Source organism: Paenibacillus sp. ALE2 (assembly GCF_054113385.1).
Genome location: NZ_CM134213.1, coordinates 2,587,836 through 2,614,433 on the forward strand (window position 1 = coordinate 2,587,836; position 26,598 = coordinate 2,614,433).

Consider the following 26,598-nt stretch of genomic DNA (forward strand, 5'->3'; position numbering starts at 1 on the left):
TAAAACGTAAAAGGAGATTAAAACATGAACATGATTATGAATCGTATGGAGAAATTGTCTCTAAAAAAAGTAATGCTTACTGTATTGATGGCTGCGCTTGTTTTTGTGGTACTAGCCCCATTCTCAGCTAATCAAGCGAACGCGGCTTTGCCTAATGGAACGTACAACATTGACTATACAGTGTACAAGGATGGTACCAATGAAACCTCCTATATGGACTCGAACGGTTATGTCGCCAAACCAGCTACGTTAATCGCTACTAATGGTCAATACAAAGTTAGAGTAGCTATTACTAAAAGTGCTTGGGTCACTGAATTCAAAACTCAACAAAACGGCCAGTATGTGAACGCGACTGTGGTAAGTACATCGGGTGATACAAGAATAGTAGAGTTTCCTGTAAGTAATTTTGCTCAAAAATTGAACGTTAAGTTGCATGTAAGTGTACCAAAAGAATACACTGGCGGCATTCCATATGACCACGACTACACTGTTCAATTTTTGTTTGACGAAGATTCCATTTAATAATGGAGTAATTATACATTGATCTTATACTCATTTGGGATTCCCTAGAGTTCCAAATGAGTATATTTTAAGTAGGGGGATTAATACACTTGAAAAGGCAATTTAAAAAATACTTGATGACGTTTGTGGCTATTATTATGCTACTTTCAGTTGTTTTCCCATTTGCTCCGACTGCATCTGCGTCTGATGAGACAAACCCATCAATTGAATCCAGTGTTTCCGAGTCCTCAGTGACTCAAGATGTATATTCGGTAGAGCCGAGCCCAGTAGAAGTGATTCCAACAGAAGATGTAGCAAGTACTTACACAGTAGCAGCTGTTGAGACACCGAGTTCCAGCATTATGCAAGATTCTAATGTATATTCTATTAACTACGTGGTGAAAAACGAAAGTAAAGCATCGGGAGTAGGTATTTCCCCGTATAATGATATGTTCCTTAAACCGGCTACGTTTACAGTTGAACAGGATACTTATCATGTTTCTTTAATTCTCGACAATCCTAATACACCCTTTACCGATATCGAATTTAAACAAAACGGAGAAAACGTCCCTGCCCATATTTCAGATTTAGTCAAAGGGGACAAGACGTATGAACCACGAACAGTAACATTTGATGTGTATAATTTGGATCAGAAAATTGATGTGAACTACATTTATAATAACAGACTTAGACAAAATTGGATTGAATTCGACCCATCAACTATAGCTGTAAAAGAGGGATCTGTAACTCCTCCTACCCCTTCACCTGAGCCGGAAGTTCCCTTAAAGCCGGGTGTCCTTAATTTCACAATACTGAAGGACAAATCGGAAGAAGTTTCTGTGATGGATGGTTACGCTTTAAAACCTGCAAAGCTCGTTCAAAAAGGAGATAAATGGTATATCCAACTAACGTTTAATTACAGTAGCTGGATTCCTTCATTTCAAACAGAGCAAAACGGTAAATTTGTAGAAGCGGCAACTATTTCGGAGGTAAGTGACGCTAATCAGCGTACAGTTGAGTTTGAAGTAAATAACTTGTCCAATAGCTTAAATGCTTACACTCACGTGATTGTGCCTGGTTTGGAACTGGGAGGAGTACCTTACGATCATTGGTATCATGTTCAAATCAAGTTTGACACAAGTATTACACCTGACCCTAGTACACCACCGACCTTGGCAGATGGAACGTATGCTATCAACTTTAATACCTTGCATGCAACCAAAGATCAGCCATCAACCATGGCGCAATATCTGTTGTCTCCAGCGACTTTAACGGTAGCAAAAGGACAAAAGGAAGTTTCCTTCACCATTAAAGACAGCACTACCGTAACAGAGTTCAAGACAGAACAAAACGGGACATTAACGGATGCAGACATTGTAAGCGAGGACAAGACAGCCAACACGCGTGTTGTGAAATTCAAGGTTGCTGATTTGGACGCAATTTTGAATGCACAGGTCCATGTGAGCACGACTTATCCAGGTGGGGTTTATGAGATGGACCATAAACTTCGTCTTCAGTTCGATAAAAATAGTATCACAAAAAATGGAAGCTCTCCAGAAACGACATCCAATCTGGACTTCACTCTTTTGAAGGATGGAACGAATGAAGTTTCTATGATGGATGGGTATACGGGGAAACCAGGCACCTTGATTGAACGTAATGGCAAGAAGTATGTTCGTTTTACCTTGAAAAAGAGTGAGCAGATTGATGGTTTTAAGGTAGAACAAAACGGAGTATTAACTAATGTTGCTACAGTAAGTGAAGACAAAACTGCGAATACACGAGTTATCGAATTCGAGGTTAAAGAAATACCTGCTAAGTTAAGCGCATGGGTAAGTATCAACTGGCCTGAACTGGGCTACGTGCATACCTATAATGTAGATCTTCAATTGGCTTCTGCACCTACATCACCTAGCTTGGCAGATGGAACGTATGCTATTAACTTTAATACCCTGCATGCAACCAAAGATCAGCCATCCGCAATGGCGCAATATCTGTTATCTCCAGCGACTTTAACGGTAGCAAAAGGACAAAAAGAGGTTTCCTTTACCATTAAAGACAGCACTACCGTAACAGAGTTCAAGACAGAACAAAACGGGACATTAACGGATGCAGATATTGTAAGCGAGGACAAGACAGCCAATACACGTGTTGTGAAATTCAAAGTAGCCGATTTGGACGCGATTTTGAATGCACAGGTCCATGTAAGCACGACCTACCCAGGTGGGGTTTATGAGATGGATCATAAGCTTCGACTTCAATTTGACAAAAACAGCATTACGAATGCTCCAACCCCGGTTGATCCTGAGACGCCAGGCACACCAGGCACGCCCGGAAAAAATTTAGCAGATGGAACGTATTCGATCAATTTCGATGCGTTGCATGCAACCAAAGATCAAAAATCGGCCATGGCGCAATATTTATTGTCTCCGGCTACGCTGACGGTATCGAAGGGCAAGTATGAAGCCTCCTTTACGATTAAAGACAGCACCACCGTGACAGAGTTCAAAACAGAACAAAACGGGACGTTGACAGATGCAGATATCGTTAGTGAGGATAAGAATGCGAATACACGTGTTGTGAAATTCAAGGTGGCCGATTTGGACGCTATTCTGAATGCACAGGTGCATGTGAGCACGACCTATCCAGGTGGGGTTTATGAGATGGATCATAAGCTTCGTCTTCAATTTGATCGCAGCAGCATTACAGCTAAAGGACCGGATAACGGAACCACAACTCCAGTGGAAAATGGCAGATACAGCATTGATTTCTCCGTACTCAAAAACGGAAGCAATGAAATATCTGTGATGGATGGATATATGCAAAAGCCAGCCACACTGTTAAAACAGTCTGGTAAAAATATCATTCAAATTAAAATGGACAAGAGCAGTTGGATTAAAACGTTTAAAGTAAATGGTTCTGAAGCTCAGGTGGTTGAACAATCCACCTCTGCAGACACAAGAACAGTACAATTTGAAGTACCTAATCTGTCAGATAAAGTTACAGTGAACACGCATGTCATCGTACCTGGATTAGATTTGGGTGGCATCCCTTATGACCACGTATATGATGTGCAGTTCCAATTCGAGCCTGCTACCATTCGTAGCTTTGTTGAGCCTACCTCTTCAGGTGCGGCTGATCCTATCGTTAAATTGGATTTTGACAAGCTTGCCAATGGGAAATATGCATTGAAATTCACCATTGTGCTGCCAGATGGCATCACAGGATCTGAATCTCCGGCTCAACGCTTCATCACTAATGAACCAGCGCAATTGGTCGTGGAAGGCGACAAACGGTTTGTAGGTCTGAAGCTGCAAAACAGCAATGAAGTTAAGGCGCTGCGCATTTGGGATAACGCAAGTGGAGGTTATCAGGATGCAGAAGTGACCCGGGAAGATGCAGCAAGTAATACGAAGGACGTTCGTTTCAGTGTAAGTGACTTTAAGAACAACGTAAAAGGTCAACTGGTTGTCTACGAAGCTCCAAAAGTGGCAAGTAGCGCTCCGATGGTTTTCAAGGCGGAGGATCGAGTAGAAAAGGTATATGATTTTGAATTTAAATTCGATACCAGTAATGTATCTTATCACAACGAAACCAAAGCAGACGAAGTAGAACAGGGGAAAAATAACTTAGCCGATGGAGAGTACACTGCGAACTTCCGTGTGCTTGCAAACGGAACGGACAAGGATTCTTTGGTGGCTCCATTTGTACAGAGTCTGGCCAAGTTGATTGTGAAAAATGGTAAGGTTCAGGCTCATGTAACCGTAACAGACAATCAGGCTTTGAAATTATTCCAAACGGACTTTGAGGGCCGCTACGCGAATCCGACGATTGTGGGTACCGACACAAAAGGTGATACACACACAATTGCCTTCGAAGTACCCGATCTGGATAAAAAGCTGAGTGTGTACACACAGGTATATCTGCCTGAGAAATACATTTTTAATGAGAAATTCGGCGGACAGATTCAATTTGACCGTGCATCGCTCAAAGGTGAAGGAGTTAATGCAGCTACAACTGCAACCGCAACCGCTACTGAATCGGCAGCAGCTTCTACGGACAAAGCAACAGAAACGACCACCTCGGTAGCTGAAGCAAAACCAGCAGTTGAGCAACCAGTTCAACCTGCTTCCGAGAAGCAATACACGATCAATTACAACGTATTTAAAGACAAAACGAATGAAGCGTCCGTTATGGATGGTTATCTCGATAAGCCAGCCACATTGATTGAAAAGGGAGACAAGCGCTATATCCAAATCACTTTGAAAAACAGCTCTTGGATGCCGACTCTACAAGTAGAGCAAAACGGTACCCTAAAAGATGTGGAAGTGATCTCGACATCCGGTGATACACGTATCGTTCAATTTGAGGTAGGGGACTTGTCTCAGAAAATCAGTGCTTACACACACGTTATTGTGCCTGGTTTGGTCCTTGGCGGAGTACCGTATGATCACTGGTATACGGTTCAGTTCCAATTTGATGAAGCAAGCCTAAAGGTGAAATAATCTCAGGTTATGACATCAATGAAGCCTAAATAACAGCAAAGTTTGTATGCGAGCAAGTCTTGGTGCCCCGGCATCAAGACTTGTCAGCATTTACATACCCGAGGAATTTGCAAAAATCCACCCGAAAAAATTGGGACTCACGCTGTTGCTCTATATTTTGAATTGAGGTGATTGGATTTTCATGAAACAGTATGCAGCTTTGGCTCAAAGGAAAGCGTTTGGTTTCTATATGTTAATCGGCATCATGATCTTATTGCTGGCCGGATGCTCCGGGGGAGCACAGGCTGGACAGGACCATAGCGATGGTTCGACTTCAACGGCGGCATCAGATGCAAGCGGAAAGTCGTCTGATGATAAAACAGCAACTCCACGTATAGTGGCGACTACAGTAGCCATTTCTGAAATTACGGATGCGCTGGGCTTGGATTTGGCTGGCAAGCCGACAAGCACCAAAGTATTGCCTGATCGTTACAAGGATGTCCCTGATGTGGGAAATCCGATGAGTCCTGATATGGAAAAAGTAATGTCCTTGAAACCTACAGATGTGCTTTCGGTGACCACACTCAAATATGATTTGGAGCCTAAGTTTAAGGACCTAAACATTAATGCTGAGTTTTTGAATTTTGAAAGCCTTGCGAATATGCAAAAGGAAATTCAAAAGCTGGGAGACCGATTTGATAAAGCTGAAAAGGCGAAAGAGATTAATGGGGCCTTGGATGCCAAAGTTACTGAGATTCAGCAAAAAATTAAAGGCAAGAAGTCTCCTAAAGTACTAATTCTACTGGGTGTTCCGGGAAGCTATCTGGTGGCTACCGAACATTCCTATATTGGGGATTTGGTTAAAATTGCAGGCGGAACCAATGTGGTTCAGGGTGAAAAGGTGGAGTTCATAGCCCATAATACCGAAGCCTTGCAGCAATCCAATCCCGATATCATTTTGCGCGCTGCACACGGGATGCCGGATGAGGTCGTAAAAATGTTCGATGAAGAGTTCAAAACTAACGATATCTGGAAGCATTTCAACGCTGTGAAAAAAGGGCATGTTTATGATTTGCCTGAACCGTTGTTTGGCACCACAGGGAACTTAGCGGCAAGCTCTGCGCTGGATGAGCTGATGAAAATGCTGTATCCTTCGAATTAAAGGAAGCTGATGACATGTCCAAAAAATTATGGAGCCTTATTGTTGTAATTGTCTTACTCGTCGGTGTCATGCTGTACTCAGCGATGACAGGCAGCCTCAAGGTGAATTTGAGTCAGTTGGTGGCCGGATTGTGGACAGGCACAGATGATCAGGTGAATGTGGTCAAGGATCTTAGACTACCGAGAATTATCGTAGCTGTGATGGCGGGTGCAGCCCTTGCAGTGGCGGGTGTTTTGCTGCAAGCCGTCATGAAAAACCCGCTGGCAGATTCCGGGGTGATCGGCATTTCTTCGGGAGCGGCCTTGGTCTCGCTGATCGCGGTGACCCTCTTTCCGGCGCTTTATTTCTGGATGCCGTTCTTTTCATTTATCGGCGGTGCGTTGGCCTGCCTAATGGTCTACGGATTTTCATGGAAATCTGGCTTGCATCCCATTCGACTTATTCTGATTGGGGTGGCAGTAAACGCCATCTTTTCCGGCCTAGGTCAGTCGTTTAACTATCGGGGCAGTTATGCGGTCACCAGCATTAACCAGGTCACCACCTCAACCTTGTCTATGAAAAAATGGGTAGATGTCGAGGTGATTGTGACTTATGGCGGAATTGGTTTAATTTTGGCCATGCTCGTCTTCTCTTGGTGTAATTTCTTGTCCCTTCAAGATAAAACGGCTAAAAATTTGGGCCTTAACGTGACACGTGCACGACTTTTAATTTCTGTGATAGCAGTGCTGCTTGCAGCAACGGCTACAGCTATAGCAGGAGTAATTGCTTTTATCGGCCTGCTCGTTCCGCATTGTGCCCGCTATCTGGTTGGCTCGGATCATAAGTGGCTGATTCCGTTTTCTGCCTTATGCGGCGGTTTGCTGCTGTTGCTTGCGGATACGCTGGGGCGAACGGTGCTTGCTCCCAATGAAATTCCGGCCTCTATTATTATGGCAGTCATTGGCGGACCATTCCTGATATTCCTGATCAGAAAGGCGGATCGCACCTATGGACATTAAAAATATAACCTTCTCCTATGATCGGAAAACAGATCGTCTACATGCGATCAATGCTGTTATTGAACGGGGACGAATTACTACGATTATTGGGCCCAATGGATGCGGCAAATCGACACTGCTCAGTGTGATGTCCAACAATGCCGTTCCTCGCAAGGGCCAGGTGGTTCTGAATGGCAAGGAGATAGCCCACTACAAGCCCAAGGAACTGGCCCGTCAATTGGCGGTAGTTCATCAGCAGAACGAAGCGCCCTCTGACCTGACAGTAGAAAAACTTGTCAGCTTCGGAAGACTGCCTCATAAGAGCATGTTCACATCCAGCCGGGACGAGGACGAGGAAGCAGTCGAATGGGCTATAGCCTGCACCAATCTGGAAGAACGCAGGACACATACACTGGATCAGCTCTCAGGAGGAGAACGGCAGCGCGTGTGGATTGCAATGGCCTTGGCACAGCGAACGCCGATTTTATTTTTGGATGAGCCGACCACCTATCTGGATATGTATTACCAGCTTGAGATTTTGGAGCTTATTCGGCAGCTCAATCAGGAGCACGGACTGACCATCGTGATGGTGCTGCATGATATTAATCAGGCTATTCGGTATAGTGATGTGATGATCGCTATGAAAGAAGGACGCATAATAGCGAATGGTTCGCCTATAGAGGTCGTTACATCCGAACTGATTCAGGCAGTCTATGGTGTGAAGGTAGTCATAAGACAGGACGAGGAGGCGGGCATGTATCTTATTCCGATAGGCGTCGGAGATTCCGAACATTTACACGCACAGAGAGAGGGTAAGGTATCTGTCCTTGAGTTATCTCATTGAATTTAAAACATAAAAATGGTTCTGATCCAGGTGTTTGTCAGGTGACAATCGTGAGGACAGAAGCATTTTTTTATTTTATTTATTAGATATTGGATGAGATTCAGGGGCAGTTCTGCTTAGACTACGGTTCGAATCCGATCTTTTGTGTGTTATACTATTGCCGTCGGTAATTTTGTGTTTAGCACTTTACTAATGATAAGGATGGTATGCTTATATGATCAGTACAAGCGGCGTAACGCTTCGTTATGGTAAACGCCCACTTTTTGAAGACGTAAATATCAAATTTACTCCTGGGAACTGCTATGGCCTGATTGGGGCGAATGGCGCGGGTAAATCCACCTTTTTGAAAATTCTTTCCGGTGAAATTGAAGCCAATTCAGGTGAGGTTCACATGACACCGGGCGAACGGATGGCTGTCCTCAAGCAGAACCATTATGAATACGATGAATTTCCGGTTCTGGAAACCGTTATTATGGGTCATACGCGTCTGTATGAAATCATGAAGGAAAAGGATGCACTGTACGCCAAAGCGGAGTTTTCCGAAGCAGACGGTTTACGTGCTGGTGAATTGGAAGGCGAATTTGCAGAGCTGAACGGTTGGGATGCCGAGCCGGATGCGGCTGCATTGTTGATCGGTCTGGGGATTCCGCGTGATCTGCATGACAAAAAAATGGCTGAAATGAGCGGCAATGACAAAGTGCGCGTTCTGTTGGCACAAGCGTTGTTTGGTCGTCCGAACAATTTGCTGCTTGATGAGCCTACCAACCATTTAGACCTCGAATCCATTCAGTGGCTGGAGAACTTCCTGATGGACTATGAAGGCACCGTCATCGTTGTATCCCATGACCGTCACTTCTTGAACAAGGTATGTACGCATATTGCGGATATTGATTTTGGTAAAATCCAGATGTATGTCGGCAACTATGACTTCTGGTACGAGTCCAGCCAGCTTGCACTTACACTGGCTCGTGATGCGAACAAGAAAAAGGAAGAAAAAATCAAAGAACTGCAAGCCTTTATTCAGCGCTTTTCTGCGAATGCTTCCAAGTCCAAACAAGCAACTTCGCGTAAAAAGCAACTGGATAAAATTACGCTGGACGACATCCGTCCATCGAACCGTAAATATCCGTTCATTAACTTCAAGCCTGAGCGTGAAGCGGGCAAACAATTGCTGACTGTAGATAGCCTCAGTAAAACCGTGGAAGGCGAGCAAGTGCTGAACGAGTTCAGTCTGGTCGTGAACAAAGGCGATAAAATTGCGTTTGTAGGTCCGAACGGTCTCCCTAAAACAACGCTCTTCCAGATCTTGATGAACGAACTGGAAGCGGATAATGGTGAATTTTCCTGGGGGATTACAACGAGCCAAGCGTATTTCCCGAAAGATAACTCCACTTATTTTGAAGGTGTGGATCTGAATCTGGTGGACTGGTTGCGTCAATATTCCAAGGATCAGGATGAAACGTTCCTGCGCGGCTTCTTGGGACGTATGCTTTTCTCAGGCGAAGAAGCGCTTAAGAAAGCAAGTGTGCTGTCCGGGGGAGAAAAGGTTCGCTGTATGCTGGCAAAAATGATGCTGAACGGTGCTAACGTACTGCTTCTGGAAGAACCGACCAACCACTTGGACTTGGAATCTATCACAGCGCTGAACAATGGTCTGATCGATTTTGACGGGACTATTTTGTTCACTTCTCATGACCATCAGTTCATTCAAACCATCGCGAATCGCATCGTGGAAATTACACCAAACGGCGTAATCGACCGTACGATGAGCTATGATGAATACTTGGAAAATGAAGAAATCGCTCAATTGCGTGAACGCATGTATCCGGTAGAAATCGGCTAACATCCGAACCGCTAATTTCAGCAAATAGATAAACGAAAGAGGAGCTCCATCAGGCCATTGCCTTGGCCGGGAGACTCCTCTTTTTTCGTTTTGTGCCATGACCCTTAGCTTACTTGGTTCCGAGAGTGAGTCAAGATAGATCCCGCCTGATCTCGGTACCCTATAAAGTCTATGGAGTGGCTTATGATCCGCCTGTACGACGGCGTTGGTTGTTCGGCTTCTTCGTATTTTGGCTTTTCAGTGTTTTGGTGGAACCGCCTTGAAAGCCGCCCTGCTGTGAAGCGCCGGACTGCTGTTTTTTTTGTGCCAGCTTTTCGCGAATGGCATCTGCGAGATTAATTTTACGTGGTTCCTTAGCATCGCTCATGAATAAATTCCTCCTGTTGCCGCCAGATTCATGTCAATCATGCTGGATTGAAGAAAAACGCGGCTGTGTCCTCATTTTATACGTTTTTAAAAGAAGGGACAAGGGCAACAATGATAACACATCGCTGGAGTGAGGTAAGAGGAGAAATGTCTGTTTTTTGCATGAAGGAAAAATTGTTTTGTGTAACCTACAGGGATGGGGCCTGGCAATACTTTTTCATTGTTCCTACAGCGATGTAGAGTGGAAAGACTGTTTCTCTAGACCCACACAAAGTTCGTCTGTTATCCTAAAAATAACAGTTTTCCACAGGCGAATTGTTATTTTTAGGGCAGCTATGCTGCTTGTTTGAGGGGTAGTGTAAGGGCAGCTGTGCTGCTTGTTTGAGAGGGAGTGTAAGGGCAGCTATGCTGCTATTTTTATTTCTGGGCAGATCTTTACGCTGCGAACTATCTATTTGAAGGAGTGTCCTCCGTTGTGGTAAATGTCTATGATGAAATACGAAAAGGTGAGCGAGGGGCGTGGGTAAGCATTGCTGCTTATCTTTTGCTGTCCGCTTTTAAGCTGATTAGCGGATATATATTTGCCTCTAGCGCGTTGCTGGCCGATGGATTCAACAATGTCACCGATATTGTGGTGTCGGTTGCTGTATTAATTGGTCTGAGAATTTCGCAAAAACCACCAGATTCCGACCATGCCTATGGACATTTTCGGGCCGAAACGATTGCGGCGCTGCTGGCGTCCTTTATTATGGCTGTCGTTGGTTTGCAGGTGCTGATTGATGGAATCGGAAGCATTTTCAAGAGAGGAAAGCAAATACCGGATATTACCTCTGCGGGTGTGGCTGTGATTTGCGCAGTGATTATGTTCGGGGTGTACCTGTACAATAACAGGCTCGCTCGGCAAATCAACAACAAGGCGTTGCTGGCTGCGGCCAAGGATAATCTATCAGATGCACTCGTCAGTGTTGGAGCAGCAGTGGGCATTATCGGCGCACAGTTCGGGCTGCCGTGGTTAGATACTGTGGCGGCGATCGTGGTAGGGTTCATTATTTGTAAAACGGCGTGGGAGATTTTTAGGGATTCCACACATAGCTTGACTGATGGATTTGATGAGCAAGAACTGTCCGACTTACGGAGTACGATTGCTCTTATACCTGGAGTAGAAGGAATTCGAGACGTTAAGGCACGGGTACACGGTAACCACGCACTGGTGGATGTGGTCATTGAGGTGAATCCACAACTCAGTCTGATCGAAGGACATCGGATTAGCGACCGGATTGAGGAACGTCTACAAGAGGTTCATAATACAATGCACGTTCATGTCCATGTAGAACCTAAATTATAGATTAATTATTAAATAATTAGTATTAAAAGTGACTTTAGACCTATATCAAAAAAGGTGTACACGCTATCTTTTGTGACGTTTGGATTATATCTCTCTTCCTGCTGCTTTTACTATAATGAAGGCATGTCCGGCTATATTCGTCGGAATTATGCTCTTCAAATTCGTAAAAACAGCCAGGAGGTGCAACATTGAGAAGACGCGTGATGGGAATGCTCATGACGTCAGCCGCGCTGTTGGCAGCAATTCATGTGGCGCCGGGTCAGGTTGACGCAGCGGCATCGACAGCATCCACAGGACAGAAGGCGGTTATTCAGGCGGCTGTAAAGCTTAGATCCGATCCTTCGACTACGGGCGATGTAGTCAGCTTTATGAAGCAGGGAGAGGCCGTAACGGTATTGGAGAAAACGAATAGCTATTGGTATAAGATCAAGACCTCTGATGGAGTAACCGGCTACACAAGCAGCTCCGACAAGTACATAAAAGTTGGCGCTACCAGCGTCACTGCTGCTGTCACCCCGTCTGCCAGCCGTAAAACGGAAGCCTCAGAGTCAGCTAAAACTGTTTCAGCTTCAGTTAAAAATGTTTCAACTAAAGAGGCTCCGGCTTCAGTGAATAGTTCTGCCGGTCAAACGAAAGCTACGATTCAAACGTCCGTTCGTTTGCGGGCGGAGGCATCCACTTCTTCCGAGGTTCTGGGCTATATGAATACAGGGGATGTCGTTACGATTACCGATTCCAGTAATGCGTATTGGTTTAAGATCACCACTGCTGATGGTACAGTAGGCTATGTCAGCTCATCTCCACAATATATTCGTATTGGTGAGGGGGTTGTTGTGCAGCAGCCTGTGGCATCTTCGGCTGCACCCGCTTCAGATACTACTGCTCTACCTGCGGTAGCGTCTCCTGCTTCGACGGTTAGCTTGCCTTCTGGTGATGCAACGGCTGCAATCGAACAGGTTATTGACACAGGTATGACTTACCTTGGAACACCTTATGAATATGGTTCTGATCGCAACAGTACGGCTACTTTTGATTGCTCGGCATTTACGCGCCAAATTTTCCGTCAGGCTGTAGGGATACAGCTCCCGGCAGATTCTCGTTCACAGGGTGAGTGGATCAAGCAGAACAGTCAGCCGAATACAGATATGACTACACTGAAGCGTGGCGATCTGCTCTTTTTTACAAATTATAATGCATCTTCCGGGGCGTACACGTCCTTGGATAATTCCTCCCAAACGATTACGCATGTAGCTGTATACTTGGGAGACAACAAGCTTCTCCATACGTTTTCTGTAGCGGCCGGTGGTGTAAAAGTTACGGATTTCAGCAAGCCTTGGCAGGATCGTTTCCTGTTTGGGGGCAGCGTGATCCAATAAAAACGCCGTTCACTGTTAAAAGCTGCATCAAAAAAGGATGTTCCACATCTCTGTTGACCAGGGTGGGAACATCCTTTTTTGATAAGCATATGATACATATCACGTTTGGGTGTAGCTATCATCCAACGTCTATGAAGCTCGTTTTCTTCCGGTAAAAAGTGAAATAACGAATAAGACCAAAAATAGCACAAATAACATTTTGGCTATTGTAGCTGCTACGGAGACGACGATACCAAAAAAACCTAAAATCCCGGCGATCACAGCAAAAACTAAGAATAAAGCCGACCATTTCAGCATGTTCTGTATCCTCCTTTGATTGTATATAATGTGGCATACTCGCGCCCCGATAGAGCGTGGTAGCAGATGATGGTGACTTCTACAGATTAAGTGTGGCTGTGCCATCATTATACGTTGTTTTAAACGGTGCGAGGGCCCGTGAATCATAACCTTTGGAGCACAAGAAGATACCAGTCTGGACGTTGTTTCGTGTCCGAATGTAGAGGGTAACTATGCAGTAATCATAAACATCATCGTGAAAGACGAAAGAGAGGTTACGCTATGTTAACACAGGTCAGCATTTTTATTATTGCTATCGCATTTGCCGTTCTCGTTATTTACCTTATTAAGACATTGAAAGCAGCTCAAGGTTCTCTAGATAAGGTAACTCAAACCTTGCAGGAAGTACAAAAGACAGTCGATGAACTAAGTTATGAAGTAAAACAAACGGTTCGACATGCAAATGACATCACCGCAGACGTTGATCATAAATTGAAGCAAGTGGAACCTGTGATGGAGTCGGTTAAAAACCTGGGGGAGGTACTCAGCGAAGTGACGCTGGCCGCCAAACAGGCTTCAACAGCGTTAATGACACGCCTTCAGAAGTCACGTAGCACTGCGAGCAGCACTTCCGGAACGGAGAAGGCGATCAAGTCAACGGGATCGAACAGACCTTTGACTGCAACAGAGCGGACGGTTCAGAGCTACAATGCCACTTATGGGGAACCTGCGGGCAAGCCGGCTAAGAACTGGCTGGGTTATGTAGACATCGCTGCTGGGGTGTGGCAGAAAATGCGTCAGTAGTATAGTGCTGAACCGTAAACTATAGGAAATTCATTGAAAGGGTGAGAATTATGATGAAGACATTATTACTAGCCGCTGGTTTGCTCACTCCCTTTTCCGGACAGGATACGGTTCAGCAAACCGTCTCCCCGCAGACAGCGGGGCATATGGTAAGGGCTGTTCAGACGATAACTGATCCACATGCTGTGCCAACTGATTTTCATACCTTAAATGGCATATCTCTGGATGATACTCGTGCGGATGTATTGAAAAAACTGGGCAAGCCACTTCGAATCAAGAAGGATAAGCTGCTGCTTTCTACAGAATATCAATACCCGAATGTCACCGTAGGTATGCGTGAGGACGTCGTCTCCTATGTGCATGTAGATCCTGCTGCCGGTCGAATCAAAGTGAATGATAAGTGGCTGCCACTGCAACGGAAAACGCTGGATCAGGAGCTAGGCGGCTCGCAATTTACGGCAGAAGACGGAGAGGTGTATGTGCGCGGGCAGCGGGCGATCAAAGTATTTACGGATAAGACGTCTGACAAGCCAAAGTATGTTGAGTTTTTTGATGAAACGGAGTGGTAATCGATTTTTTCGAGGCGTGACATCATATGGAAGTTTCAAATGGATGAATGAAGTGTAATAGTCAGAGAAGTCAATCCTTAAAGGAGCGTGAGAAACATGAATCAGACCAATCATAAATCTTATGCCAAGGTGGTAGAGAACGGTGTACAAGCCGTTGAAGCTGTGAATGAGTTGCGTAACACGGGCTATCGTTATGAGGATGTGTTCGTGCTCGCTCATGATCAGGATCGGACGGATCGTATCGCCGATACGGTAGCTGCCAAGGAAATCGGGATTAAAGAAGAGGGCGTTTTTGACTCCTTAGCGAATTTGTTCCGTTCCCGTGGCGATGAGCTTCGTGCTAAAATCACTTCCCTGGGTTTTACAGATACGGAAGCAGATTTTTATGAAAAAGAATTGGATCAGGGTAAAGTGCTGGTTATTGCGAAAAAAGCGTGATTTTCCAGCTCATCATAGGATTAAGCAAACTTAGATTTGAAAAAGAGGATGTTGGCCGCAGCACAAGTGTTTCGCGGGTCCTCCAAAAACATAGATAAGGAATGGGGTTTTAGCCTCATTCCTTATCTATGTTTTTGGAATGCCTGCTTGCGGAAACGCTATTTCTAATTAACAAGGGTGTTGCCCCATAAGCAGGTATAGTATAATACATGGGTTACAGATAAGGAGAGAGCAATGAGAATTCTAATTGTTGATGATAATCCAACGAATGTCATTATTATTCGTGAAATACTAAAAAAAGAAAATTATCGCGATGTGATCTCTGCCAGCTCGGCCGCAGAAATGCTGGAGCATCTGGGAATCGGCGACCGTACCATTAGTCTTCGCCCCCGTCCTTCGGATATTGATTTGGTGCTGCTCGATATGATGATGCCTGAAATGGATGGCATTGAAGCTTGCAGTATTGTACAGGAATATGAACATTTAAAAGATATTCCGATTATTATGGTCACCGCTGTAGGCGATTCTAAAAAATTGGCCGAAGCTCTGGATGTGGGAGCCGTCGATTATGTCACAAAGCCGATCAACAAGGTAGAGCTAATGGCGCGAATTCGATCTGCCTTGCGTCTTAAGCAGGAAAAAGACTGGCATAAGGACCGGGATCAGCGAATTCAGGATGAATTGAAACTGGCTGCGATGGTGCAGCAGGCGGTGCTGAGTCCTGCCATTCAGGACCCTATGCTGCAAGCGAATGCACTGTACCAGCCTTCCTTTGAACTGGCGGGAGATTTATATTCATGGTATCCGCTAGGAGAAGGGAGATATGCCATTATTTTGCTCGATATGATGGGCCATGGCATTTCTTCTTCTTTGTTTTGCATGTTCATTGCATCTGTACTCAAGGATACGGTGACCACGTATGTGGAGCCGGAGAAGGTCATACAAGAGCTGAATCGTCGTTTTAATCAACTAGACCTGGGCAAGCAGCTGGTACAGTATTATTTTACGGCGATTTATATGGTGATTGATACTCGTTCACGGCGAATTGACTATGTAAATGCAGGGCATCCTCCCGGCTTGCTGTTCAATCAGGACGGTAGCATAACCAAATTAGACCGTGCGTGTAGTCCGGTCGGATTGTTTGATAAAATTGATGCAGAGATGCACACGATTTATTACGAAGGAACTGGGCATATCGCTTTGTATACAGATGGCTTGCTGGAGACGGTAGAAGGTGAATATGAGGAACAATTGGAGTATCTGACTGCCTGTCTGCGCAAGTATGAGGAATGGAATGAAGAAGCGATGCTGGATGCGTTTTTTCGTAACGAGGGGCCGCAGGATCGCGATGATGATAAGTGCCTGATCTGGATTTCATTGAAAGAGGGAGAGAGCTTGCATGAAAATCAGAAATAAACTGCTGATTGGCTTTGGATCGCTTATGGCGATCCTCCTTGTGCTGACGCTAATCAGCTATGACCGGATGGGGAGCTTGAATGAACAGCTGAACCAGGTTTACCAAGAACGATATGTGAAGGTCCGGAAAACAACGGCTATACGCGGACAGGTGAACGATATGGCTAAAGTCATGGCCAATCTGATCTTGAATCCAGGCTCCTCTGTCAGCGAGGCCAAGCGCGAGATGGATGATATTTCTGCTACTGGAACAAAAGTGCTGGCTAGTCTGCAAACGGATTCCGGTACGAGTGAAGAGCAACAGCAGATTGACCGGGTGGCTGTCGCCTGGAAAGATTATCTAAACTATGAAGAGAGACTCGTTTCCTTATTGGAGCAAGATCGTATTGAGGAAGCTAATGCTTTCCGTAATAGCACGGGTCTGCCTGCTCAAGAGGAGGCAATGGACAGCATTAATACCCTAGCTGTTTTCCAAGACCGGGAAATTGATAACGATATGAAGCAGGCCAATCAGGCTTATGAGGAATCTGTGCAGATTACCACAATCCTGATGGCGGCCGGTCTGATGATGGGCTTACTGGTTATTTTGTGGGTGCTTCCTAGCATTGCCAAAGGTCTAAATACCGTTAACCTCATGATGAACGGTTTTGGCAAGGGAAAGTACAGGGCTATCAGCCGGATGAGTGTGGCCTCCAAAGATGAAATCGGAGAGGTTGCTCGTGTGTTTCAACAATTGGCTGGAGACCTGGATGAAAAAAGGAAATTCGAGCATTCCGTCCTTCAAACGCAGAAGGACCAAACTTGGCTTAATGCCAATACTGCTCGATTGACTGAGCTGTTTCGCGGTGTGAATTCACTGGAGCAGGTTGCTCAGATGTTCATTAGTGAGTTTACACCCATTTTGGGGGGCAGCTATGGAGCCATCTACCTGCAAGGAAAAGAGGTAGAAGACAATCGATTCAAGTTATACGGCTCCTATGCAAAGGTGACTGGCGAAGGCTCGATCAGAGACGCTATCCAGGTGGGCGAAGGTTTGCTTGGACAGTGTGTTCTGGATCGTAAGCCAATCTTGATCACAGAGGCACCTGAAGGATACTTGTCCATTGGCTCCGCCTTAGGAGAAAGTAAGCCAGTTGGAATTATGATTTTCCCTATTATGTTCGATGATGAATGCATTGGTGCCGTGGAAATAGCGTCACTGGACCGCTTCAGTGATCTGGAAACGAAGCTGTTTGCTCAGTTAGTGGAGAGTTTGGGAATCATTTTGAACAATATCAAGGGACGGATGCGGGTTGAGCAACTGTTGCGCGAATCACAAGCACTTACCGAGGAATTGCAATGCCAGTCCGAAGAGTTGCAAACTCAGCAAGAAGAGCTCAAGCGTTCTAACGAGAATTTGGAGCAGCAAACAGAGGAGCTTAAGCGTTCCGAGGAATTATTACAGCGTCAACAGGAAGAATTGGAGCATTTTAATACTGAACTGATTGCTAAAACGAGAGCACTGGAAGAACAGGTTCGAGAAGTGGAAGAAAAGAACGATGAGATCGAACGTGCACGAGCCCAGTTGGAGCAACAGGCGATGCAGCTTGGGATCACAAGCAAATACAAATCCGAGTTTTTGGCCAATATGTCGCATGAATTGCGTACTCCGCTAAATAGCTTGCTTATTCTTTCTCAGCTGCTGTCTGAGAACAAGGAAGGCAATCTCAAGCCCAAACAAGTTGAATATGCACAAACCATTTATATGTCGGGCGCGGATTTGTTGAAAATGATTGATGAAATTCTGGATTTATCCAAAGTGGATGCTGGAAAAATGGATATTAACCATGAAACGGTCCATTTGAAGGAACTGGAGCTGTTTGTAGAACAGAATTTTGCTCCAGTCGCAGCCAAACGAGAGCTTCAACTGCATACCGAAATCGAAGAGAATTTGCCAGATGCTATTATAAGTGACGGTTATCGTCTCAAACAAATTTTACGTAACTTACTGTCCAATGCGTTCAAGTTCACCACGGAAGGTTCTATAAGTTTCAAGGTATCTCGGGCAAATGGAGAGCAGCTTCCGGGTATGCTAAATCCACGAAAATCCTATCTGGCTCTATCTGTGCGTGATACCGGCATCGGGATTGCTTCAGATAAGACAGATCTGATCTTCGAAGCCTTCCAGCAGGTAGACGGTACGACTAGCCGAAAATACGGGGGAACAGGGCTGGGGCTGTCGATCAGCCGTGAGCTTTCCAAATTGTTGGGCGGTGCCATTACAGTCGAATCCGAGCAGGGACAGGGCAGTTGCTTTACACTGTATTTGCCGGAACAAACGCTTACCGAAAATAATAAGGATTCTCATTCGAGAGAGGCGCTTAACAGTGCAGATGTGCCTCCGGCTTTTGAAGGCGCCGCTGCTTCAGCGGAAGCAGATCTGCCAATGATCATGCCTGCTGAACGTTTACCTGTGTATCAGATACCTGCGAAGAGCGGAGCGGAGGACATACATCCGGGTGACGACCGAAACGAGATTACCCCGCAGGATAAAGTGCTGCTGATTATTGAGGATGATATTAATTTTGCTAATATTTTGTACGACATGGCCCGTAGTCGGGGCTTTAAGGCGTTGATTGCTCTCAAAGGAGACGATGGGCTGAACATGGCTCATTCCTATTTGCCCGACGCTATTATATTAGATATTCAGTTACCTGTGATGGATGGCTGGTCCATTTTGGGCGAGCTGAAAGGCAATTCGTCGACACGCCATATTCCAGTACATGTTATCTCAGTCATAGATGATGTGAAGCAGGGCTTGATGATGGGCGCAATTGCTTATCTCAAAAAGCCTTCCTCGAAGGAGAGTCTGGATAAGGCATTTTCACATATAAAGTCGTATACGGACCAAATGGTAAAACGCCTCCTTGTGGTTGAGGATGACGATAATCAACGCAAATCCATTATTGAGCTCATCGACCATGATGATGTGGCCATTACGGCGGTATCGACAGGTAAGGAAGCACTAAACGAGCTGGCCACCCAGCGGTATGACTGCATGGTACTGGACCTGATGTTGAGTGACATGACAGGCTTTGAATTGCTCGACCGCATTCGGGAAAATGAGCAGCTCACCGATCTGCCGATTATTATTTATACAGGCAAAGATCTGGATAGTAAGGAAGAAACACAACTTCGAAAATATGCAGAGTCCATTATTATTAAGGATGTCAAATCACCGGAACGACTTTTGGATGAGACTACGTTGTTCCTGCATCGGGTGGAGGCAAATCTTCCTGAGGACAAACGTAAAATTTTGCAGAAGCTTTATAACAAGGAAGAGCTGTTTGAAGGCAAAAAAATATTGTTGGTAGACGATGATATTCGTAATGTATTTGCTCTGTCCAGTGTGCTGGAAAGCTATCGTATGGAGGTTACCTTTGCTGAAAATGGAAGGGAAGCACTAGAACTGCTCGAACAGACACCTGATTTTGATCTGGTGCTGATGGATATGATGATGCCGGAAATGGATGGATATGAAGCGATGCGACGTATCCGGTTAATGCCACAATTCGAGAAGTTGCCTATTATTGCCCTGACAGCCAAGGCGATGAAAGATGATCGTTCCAAGTGTATTGAGGCAGGCGCTTCCGATTATGTAAAAAAACCGATTCAAACCGAACAGCTTTTATCATTAATGCGAGTGTGGTTGTATTCGTAACCCAAAAAAATGGGTAATATAAAACGACACATGATTGAGAGCGGTGCAGGCAAAACCTATTTAGGAATTGGAGAGAGATTATGACATCGAAGGATATGGCGGATAATGCTGCTAATGAATTGAAATCGAATGACAATGAGCGGGAAATGATTGAGATTGAGCTGTTGCTGGAAGGTATACATCGGCTGTACGGCTACGATTTTCGTAATTACGCTCTGCCTTCGATCAAGCGGCGTATTTATTATCATGCGCAGTCCGAGAATGTAAGCACGATATCAGGACTTCAGGAGAAGGTGCTGCATGATCGCAGCGCCTTCGATAGACTGGTACAGAGTCTTTCTATTCCGGTGACCGAGATGTTTCGCGATCCGGAGCTGTTTCTAATTTTCAGGCAAAAAATTATTCCTATTTTACGAACGTATCCGTATATCCGAATATGGCATGCAGGTTGCTCCACAGGTGAGGAAGTATATTCAATGGCAATCTTGCTGCATGAGGAAGGCTTATATGATAAGGCCCGTATTTATGCGACGGATATGAATAACCTGTCTTTACAGCAAGCGAAAGAAGGCGTATATGGGATCGACCGAATGAAGCTGTATACCAAAAATTATTTGGAATCTGGGGGCACACAATCGTTCTCTGAATATTATACAGCCAAGTATGATTCGGTGATGTTTCATCCCTTTTTACGAAAAAATATTATTTTTGCTGAGCACAATTTAGCGACAGACCGGTCTTTTAACGAGTTCAATGTGATTTTTTGCCGGAATGTTATGATCTACTTCAATGATGAACTTCGCAACCATGTACATGGGTTGTTTTATGATAGCTTGAGTCATTTTGGTGTGTTGGTGCTTGGGGCCAAGGAATCCATACATTTCACCGATTATAGTGATTCCTACGAGCCGCTGGACCGGGTAGAGAAAATATACCGGAAGATTAAATAGAGATGCTTAGGAGGATTCCATGGGGCTTCATGAACCGATTCATATATTGCTGGTAGATGACAGACCTGAGAACCTGCTCGCTCTTGAGGCAGTGCTGGAGAGTGAACAATATAATCTGGTAAAGGCCACATCAGGGGAAGAAGCGTTGCGATGTCTATTAAAAGACGAATTTGCACTTGTTGTCCTCGATGTGCAAATGCCGGGTATGGATGGAATTGAGACCGCAAAGCTAATCAAGGCCAGAGAGAAGACGAAGGATATTCCGATTATCTTCATTTCAGCTAACAGCAAGGAAGCGGAGCATTTGTTTGCGGGATATTCAGCGGGCGGTATTGATTATATGGTGAAGCCGTTCATCCCTCAAATTCTCAAGTCCAAAATTGAAGGCTTCGTACAAATGTATCTGACAAACAAGCGCTTGAAAACACAGTCCATGCTGCTTCATCAGAAGACGCAGGAGCTGGAAAAGATGAACAGCGAACTGATTGCCGCCAAGGAGGCGGCAGAGATTGCTGCCAATGCCAAAACCGAATTTTTGGCAATGATGAGCCATGAGATCCGCACACCTATGAACGGTGTCATTGGTATGATTGATCTGCTGATGGAGACAGAGCTGCAAAACGATCAACAGGAATATGCCGATATCATCCGCCGCAGTGCAGACGCGCTGGTCGCGGTCATTAATGATATTCTGGACTTTACCAAGCTGGAGTCAGGCAAGATGGAGGTTGAGGAATATCCATTTGATTTGGTTTCCTGTATCAAGGAAGTTTTCAGCCTGTTTACGGTAGAGGTGAACCGCAAGAATTTGGAACTGGTTTATTTTCTCGATGAACAGCTGCCTCCCGTGTTATATGGTGATATGGGAAGGTTGCGCCAAGTACTGATTAACTTGGTTTCCAATGCTGTCAAATTTACAGACCAAGGCGGGGTATATGTCTTCGCATCGGTTAAAGAGCGTAGCGACAATGGGCTTACAGTTGAGTTTTCTGTAAAAGATACAGGCATTGGTATCGATCCCGCTAAGGTTGGAAGGCTTTTTCACCCTTTTTCCCAACTGGATTCTTCTATGACACGCAAATATGGTGGAACGGGTCTGGGACTCGCTATTTGCAAAACCTTAGTGAATATGATGGGCGGAGATATCCGTGTGGATACGAGTGGAGAACAGGGTGTGACGTTTCATTTTACAATGAAACTTGGCATTGCCAAGGAAAATGAACTGGAAGGGGAGTCCAGCCACGATTGGGAAATTCCACATCAGGAGTCTCCCGCCCGTAAACCCGTACTAGTCGTGGATGACCATCCCATCAATCAGAAGCTGATGGTAAATATACTGGATAAGCTCGGTTTGGCTTCAGACGTGGCCGCAGATGGGCAACAGGCGCTTGATATGGTTATTGCGAATCAGGATTACGACTATATCTTTATGGACTTGCAGATGCCTGTAATGGACGGTCTGGAGTGTACGAGTAGAGTACGTGAACAATTGGCGGGAAGATCTCAACCTGCCATTATCGCTATGACAGCTAACGTCATGGAGGGAATTCAGCCCCGATGTATTGAAGCTGGAATGAACGATTATATTAGCAAGCCTGTTAAAATCAGCAGTGTAAAACAGGCGTTGCTCCGACATTCTCCGGACCATTTTCCAATGCGGCCAGGTAAAGACCGAATCAATGAAGCTTAGCTGGTTGTATTTGACAGGTGTATAAAAAGTGATAACGTGATTCAAACACTCGTATATTGGGTTAGTATGTAGGGAAATCTTTTTTTGGGAGAGTAGGCCAATGAATACTAATAAAAATGAGAAGTTCAATGCGATCACAGAAACAGCAGATGGTGTAAATACCGTGTATCTGAGTGGAGAATTGGATCTTTCGGTAGCACCTGATTTCCGTCTGGTCATGGAGCCTTTAGTGGGGGAATCCAGCCAAGATTTGATTGTTAACTTGAGAGACCTTAAATACATTGACAGCACAGGCATTGGTATTTTGTTATCCATTTTAAAAGCAAGGCATGGGATGGAGTCCCGGTTTACAGTTCAAGAGGTACCGCCTCAGATTCAAAAGCTGTTTGATATGACCGGTATTGCCAAATTCTTTGCCCCCCAGGAGAATTCCCAATAGGAAAGGAAAGAAAAAGAAATGAATGCTCAAATTCAAAAAGTAGTTCTTAATTTGCCGGCCACAGCTGACTTTGTTGATATTGTAAGATTAAATTTATATGGTATTGCCGCTAAAATGGGATTCTCTTATGAGGATATCGAAGACATGAAAGTGGCTGTATCGGAAGCCTGTAATAACTCTGTCCTTTATGCATATGGTCATGAGGGAGGAGTCGTGGAAGTAACATTCGAATTTGACGAAGCTTCGTTGTCCATTCGTGTCAAAGATGAAGGGGAGAGCTTTGAACGTGTGGAGGACCCGTCTCGTATCGCATCCTTGCATGACAAGGAGTTAAATGATGCGCAAATCGGCGGATTAGGCTTTTATCTCATGCAGGCGCTTATGGACGATGTTCAAATCTTGAATGAGACAGGAAAAGGTACGGAAGTGGTGTTGGTAAAGCGTCTGACCAGAAGTGAGGAAAGAGTATGAATGAAAAGGTAACTCCCCCGGAGTCGATGGATGAAGCCGTTGGTCTAATCTGGGAGTACCAGCAAACCAAAGATAACGAAATTGCTACCGTGCTGATCCGCAAGTATGAGCCTATGGTCAAGATGGCTGCCGGGAAGATATCCCGTAACCGCCCGGACTTATACGAGGATTTATATCAGACCGGTCAGATGGCTTTGATACGTCTGCTCCAGCAATACGATATCAGCTTGGGTATCCCATTTGAGCCGTACGCTATGAAAAGTATGCTGGGACATATGAAGAATTATTTACGCGATAAATCCTGGTACATACAGGTCCCTCGCCGTATCAAGGAAAAGGGAGCGCTTGTTCAACATGCGATTGATGAGCTGACCGTCAAATTAGAACGCTCACCCAATGTGAACGAGATTGCGGAGTATTTGGACCTTACCGTTGAGGAAACGATCGAGGTGCTTGCAGGTCGCGAATGCTACCACTATGTTTCACTGGACTCGCCATTATCCCAGGAAGAGAGTGCAGCTACGTTAGGTGAGCTTATTAGCTCAGATGCTAACGATTTTGACACGGTGGAAAAACGGATGGATCTTCAGCAGGCCTTAAGCCAACTGAAAGAGCAGGAACAGAAAGTGCTTCTTCTGGCATTTCAGGATGGTCAATCTCAACGTGCGATTGCGCAGACGTTGGGCGTATCGCAGATGAGCGTTTCCCGTATTCAGAAGCGGGCAACAGAAAAGTTGAAGCAGATTATGTCTAATTCCTCTATTTCATGACAAGATCGCTGAATTCATGGCTTATAATATTTGACGTCCCATCGTAAGGACACGTTATTCCAATTAGGGAAGCGTGTCCTTTTTATAAAGCGGAAAAAACAAAGAAAGGATGGAATCCATGACAGCATTTGAACAGATTTCTACCTTTCGTGGAGGATGGGAATGGTGGGACATCTGTGCTGCGGACTGGCAGGATTCGGTCATACAGCACTTGAAGGAGAAGCTCCCAGAGGCCGCAGAGTGGCTGGATAAGGTAGAGGACATTCCATCCAGCTTTATTTCTGTACGCTTTCCAGATGGCAATCAGCCGTTGATGTGCGGATCGTTGATCTACTCCGTTCAAGAAGAGATCGACAGTCAGCGCAATTGCAACAAGTTTTATTTTCTAGTTCTAAACCAGAAGCTAGTGACCTTAAATTTGGACCAAAATACCCGCGAAATTATGCATACCCCAGAACGCCAAACCATGCTGCAACAGTGTGAGGATGCGGCTGATGGCATGTTCGTATTGGCGAGAGCTGTGCTTCATTATTTTCATACGGGAATGGATAAGTTTGAGATCAACCTGAGAAGACTGGAAGAGGACATGGAGAAAAGGAACGCACGTACGCTGATGGATTCTATATTGAATGCGCGTTTCGAGCTGTTGTATTGGAGCAATATGTTCATCCCTTTTTCAGAGCTGGTCACGGCTTCCCGCGAAGCCTATCTGGATAAGCTGGAGGAAAATCGCTTTTTTAAGCAGTTACTGTACCGTGTGACTCGGATGGAGGGACTATTCCGCCATTATGAGAAGGAAATCGACACACTAATCTCCATTGATGACGCCATTTCCGCATTTAGGGGCAATGAGATTACGAAGACACTCACGATCGTGACCGCTGTATTTACGCCGGCCACTGTAGTAGGCGCTATCTGGGGCATGAACTTTGAAAATCTGCCTTGGATCAAAACAGGCTGGGGTTTTACCTTCGTGATTATGGCTACTCTGTTAAGTATGGCGGGGATGTACGGCTGGCTGATGATGAAGGGATGGACAGGAGATTTATTAAAAACAAACAAGCGTAACAAATTGTAGCGGCTGCTTACGGCAGTTACAATGTGCATTCAAAAAACGATCCATCACAACCGGGGGCATTTTAGGAGCTCATTACCGGTTCGATGGATCGTTTTTATATGAAATAGAAGACAATCACTTAGTACCTTGGCTCATTTTGATATATCCTAACAACTCGGCGATAAAATCTCCGATGACTGGAAGATTTAACTGCACCAGGAAGCTAAGCAACCAAGCGAGTAAGGCGAGTACGACCACTGTACCCAGTGTAAGGCCAAGACCCCTTGAAATCCCAGCCGTCAGATTACTAATAATTCTTCTTTTCGTACTGGAGTAGTTCTCTATAATATCTTTGAATTCTGCTTTTTCTAATGTATCTGCGATTTGATCTAGACGTTTGTTAAGCCGCTTGACCTCATGGCGTAGCTCAAAAGGATGTTCATCCACATCAAAATCTCTTTCAGGATCATGCTTTTTAACATGAGTAGGTGAGGTCTGCTTGGATGAAACCTCGTCTGGTTGATCTTGTGTCTGTAGGGGGTGAAAGGTTCTCTTGTTGTTCCGAGCAAGATCATCTCCATAGGAGCTTGGTTTGTTCATTGTCATCCCAGCCTTTCTATCATTTAAAAACAGCCAGCTTCTTGCATGCTGGCTGTTCAGTGTTTGGAGCTCATTTTGGTTGTAATCGGAATGTATTCGTATTAGGAATTTGCATTTAATTGCTTCTGAGTGTCCTTGGCTGCCTGAGCAGTTGCATCCATAACTTCTTTATCCGCTTTAGCCGCTTCATTAGCAACATCAGCAGAGGCTTTAGTTACGCTGGATACGATGTTGTCTTTGCTCTCGGCTACCGTTTTGGCTACATCTGCTGTTTTGGTAGAAACGGTTTTGGCCAAATCCGTCGCTTTACTGCTGACTACGGATGCAACATCCTTGGTTTTATCGGAGACAACAGTCATTTTTTCGGACAGATCGCTACGCAAATCACGGCCTGGCTTTGGAGCGAACAGCAAGGCTGCCGCAGCACCAATCAAACCTCCAATGAATAAACCCTTTGCAAAACCTGAAGTGCTTGCCATATTTTGATTGTCAATGTTACTCATGATATATCACTCCTTTT

The 26,598-nt window shown here is 45.0% G+C and carries 23 protein-coding genes; 19 read left to right on the top strand and 4 right to left on the bottom strand.

Annotation, left to right across the window (positions count from 1 at the left end; translation table 11 throughout):
* Nucleotides 1-24: 24 nt before the first annotated feature.
* The 6 genes from ACXHJ1_RS11115 (at nt 25) to ACXHJ1_RS11140 (ending at nt 9,811) form a co-directional block, all read left to right on the top strand.
* Nucleotides 25-522 (top strand): NEAT domain-containing protein, encoded by a 498-nt coding sequence (locus ACXHJ1_RS11115; RefSeq protein ID WP_107734556.1) that lies wholly within the window; start codon nt 25-27, stop codon nt 520-522.
* A gap of 89 nt (nt 523-611) precedes the next feature.
* Entirely contained in the window at nt 612-5,006 is a 4,395-nt protein-coding gene (locus ACXHJ1_RS11120) for an NEAT domain-containing protein (protein ID WP_457906068.1), read from the top strand.
* Between the two features lie 181 nt (nt 5,007-5,187).
* Nucleotides 5,188-6,147: a heme ABC transporter substrate-binding protein IsdE gene (isdE, locus tag ACXHJ1_RS11125; RefSeq protein WP_257126289.1), complete on the top strand. Its 960-nt coding sequence runs from the start codon at nt 5,188-5,190 to the stop codon at nt 6,145-6,147.
* A 14-nt stretch (nt 6,148-6,161) separates the two neighbouring features.
* Nucleotides 6,162-7,145: a FecCD family ABC transporter permease gene (locus ACXHJ1_RS11130; RefSeq protein WP_016820291.1), complete on the top strand. Its 984-nt coding sequence runs from the start codon at nt 6,162-6,164 to the stop codon at nt 7,143-7,145.
* Complete coding sequence (locus ACXHJ1_RS11135; RefSeq protein WP_457906069.1) at nt 7,135-7,968, top strand: ABC transporter ATP-binding protein; 834 nt, start codon at nt 7,135-7,137, stop codon at nt 7,966-7,968. The genes ACXHJ1_RS11130 and ACXHJ1_RS11135 overlap by 11 nt, the downstream gene beginning before the upstream one ends.
* 214 nt (nt 7,969-8,182) lie before the next feature.
* The gene (locus ACXHJ1_RS11140; protein WP_016820289.1) at nt 8,183-9,811 is read left to right on the top strand and encodes an ABC-F family ATP-binding cassette domain-containing protein; all 1,629 of its coding nucleotides are present in this window, start codon (nt 8,183-8,185) and stop codon (nt 9,809-9,811) included.
* Nucleotides 9,812-9,992: 181 nt separating this feature from the next.
* Here ACXHJ1_RS11140 and ACXHJ1_RS11145 read toward each other — a convergent pair whose 3' ends face one another.
* Nucleotides 9,993-10,178 (bottom strand): hypothetical protein, encoded by a 186-nt coding sequence (locus ACXHJ1_RS11145; RefSeq protein ID WP_016820288.1) that lies wholly within the window; start codon nt 10,176-10,178, stop codon nt 9,993-9,995.
* Between the two features lie 474 nt (nt 10,179-10,652).
* Between ACXHJ1_RS11145 and ACXHJ1_RS11150 the strand changes: the two genes are divergently transcribed.
* Complete coding sequence (locus ACXHJ1_RS11150; protein ID WP_457906070.1) at nt 10,653-11,522, top strand: cation diffusion facilitator family transporter; 870 nt, start codon at nt 10,653-10,655, stop codon at nt 11,520-11,522.
* Between the two features lie 188 nt (nt 11,523-11,710).
* A complete protein-coding gene (locus ACXHJ1_RS11155) occupies nt 11,711-12,898 on the top strand; it encodes a C40 family peptidase (protein WP_457906071.1) in 1,188 nt (395 codons plus the stop codon).
* 129 nt (nt 12,899-13,027) lie between these two features.
* On the opposite strand, the gene ACXHJ1_RS11160 is transcribed toward ACXHJ1_RS11155, so the two are convergent.
* The gene (locus tag ACXHJ1_RS11160; RefSeq protein WP_013373051.1) at nt 13,028-13,195 is read right to left on the bottom strand and encodes a DUF1328 domain-containing protein; all 168 of its coding nucleotides are present in this window, start codon (nt 13,193-13,195) and stop codon (nt 13,028-13,030) included.
* A 261-nt stretch (nt 13,196-13,456) separates the two neighbouring features.
* Between ACXHJ1_RS11160 and ACXHJ1_RS11165 the strand changes: the two genes are divergently transcribed.
* The 11 genes from ACXHJ1_RS11165 to ACXHJ1_RS11215 all read left to right on the top strand — a co-directional run bounded on the left by ACXHJ1_RS11165 (nt 13,457) and on the right by ACXHJ1_RS11215 (nt 25,499).
* Nucleotides 13,457-13,978 (top strand): DUF948 domain-containing protein, encoded by a 522-nt coding sequence (locus tag ACXHJ1_RS11165; protein ID WP_016820285.1) that lies wholly within the window; start codon nt 13,457-13,459, stop codon nt 13,976-13,978.
* A 50-nt stretch (nt 13,979-14,028) separates the two neighbouring features.
* The gene (locus tag ACXHJ1_RS11170; protein ID WP_457906072.1) at nt 14,029-14,547 is read left to right on the top strand and encodes a hypothetical protein; all 519 of its coding nucleotides are present in this window, start codon (nt 14,029-14,031) and stop codon (nt 14,545-14,547) included.
* Between the two features lie 96 nt (nt 14,548-14,643).
* On the top strand, nt 14,644-14,985 hold the full coding sequence (locus ACXHJ1_RS11175) for a general stress protein (protein ID WP_013373048.1): 342 nt from the start codon (nt 14,644-14,646) through the stop codon (nt 14,983-14,985).
* 234 nt (nt 14,986-15,219) lie between these two features.
* Nucleotides 15,220-16,401, top strand: a complete 1,182-nt coding sequence (locus ACXHJ1_RS11180; protein WP_016820282.1) for a PP2C family protein-serine/threonine phosphatase — start codon at nt 15,220-15,222, stop codon at nt 16,399-16,401.
* Nucleotides 16,385-20,101: a response regulator gene (locus tag ACXHJ1_RS11185; protein ID WP_457906073.1), complete on the top strand. Its 3,717-nt coding sequence runs from the start codon at nt 16,385-16,387 to the stop codon at nt 20,099-20,101. The genes ACXHJ1_RS11180 and ACXHJ1_RS11185 overlap by 17 nt, the downstream gene beginning before the upstream one ends.
* Nucleotides 20,102-20,181: 80 nt before the next feature.
* On the top strand, nt 20,182-21,051 hold the full coding sequence (locus ACXHJ1_RS11190; protein ID WP_126666652.1) for a CheR family methyltransferase: 870 nt from the start codon (nt 20,182-20,184) through the stop codon (nt 21,049-21,051).
* A 19-nt stretch (nt 21,052-21,070) separates the two neighbouring features.
* Complete coding sequence (locus ACXHJ1_RS11195) at nt 21,071-22,741, top strand: response regulator (RefSeq protein WP_457906074.1); 1,671 nt, start codon at nt 21,071-21,073, stop codon at nt 22,739-22,741.
* Nucleotides 22,742-22,841: 100 nt separating this feature from the next.
* A complete protein-coding gene (locus tag ACXHJ1_RS11200) occupies nt 22,842-23,180 on the top strand; it encodes an STAS domain-containing protein (protein ID WP_013373043.1) in 339 nt (112 codons plus the stop codon).
* 18 nt (nt 23,181-23,198) lie between these two features.
* Nucleotides 23,199-23,651: an anti-sigma B factor RsbW gene (gene rsbW, locus ACXHJ1_RS11205; protein ID WP_016820278.1), complete on the top strand. Its 453-nt coding sequence runs from the start codon at nt 23,199-23,201 to the stop codon at nt 23,649-23,651.
* Nucleotides 23,648-24,421: a sigma-70 family RNA polymerase sigma factor gene (locus ACXHJ1_RS11210; RefSeq protein ID WP_013373041.1), complete on the top strand. Its 774-nt coding sequence runs from the start codon at nt 23,648-23,650 to the stop codon at nt 24,419-24,421. The genes rsbW and ACXHJ1_RS11210 overlap by 4 nt, the downstream gene beginning before the upstream one ends.
* Before the next feature lie 118 nt (nt 24,422-24,539).
* Nucleotides 24,540-25,499: a magnesium transporter CorA family protein gene (locus ACXHJ1_RS11215; RefSeq protein WP_016820277.1), complete on the top strand. Its 960-nt coding sequence runs from the start codon at nt 24,540-24,542 to the stop codon at nt 25,497-25,499.
* 114 nt (nt 25,500-25,613) lie between these two features.
* Here ACXHJ1_RS11215 and ACXHJ1_RS11220 read toward each other — a convergent pair whose 3' ends face one another.
* Both ACXHJ1_RS11220 and ACXHJ1_RS11225 read right to left on the bottom strand, forming a co-directional pair.
* A complete protein-coding gene (locus tag ACXHJ1_RS11220; RefSeq protein WP_019688599.1) occupies nt 25,614-26,084 on the bottom strand; it encodes a DUF5665 domain-containing protein in 471 nt (156 codons plus the stop codon).
* Nucleotides 26,085-26,179: 95 nt separating this feature from the next.
* Nucleotides 26,180-26,581, bottom strand: coding sequence for a YtxH domain-containing protein (locus tag ACXHJ1_RS11225; protein ID WP_016820275.1), 402 nt, complete (start codon nt 26,579-26,581; stop codon nt 26,180-26,182).
* Nucleotides 26,582-26,598: the final 17 nt, after the last annotated feature.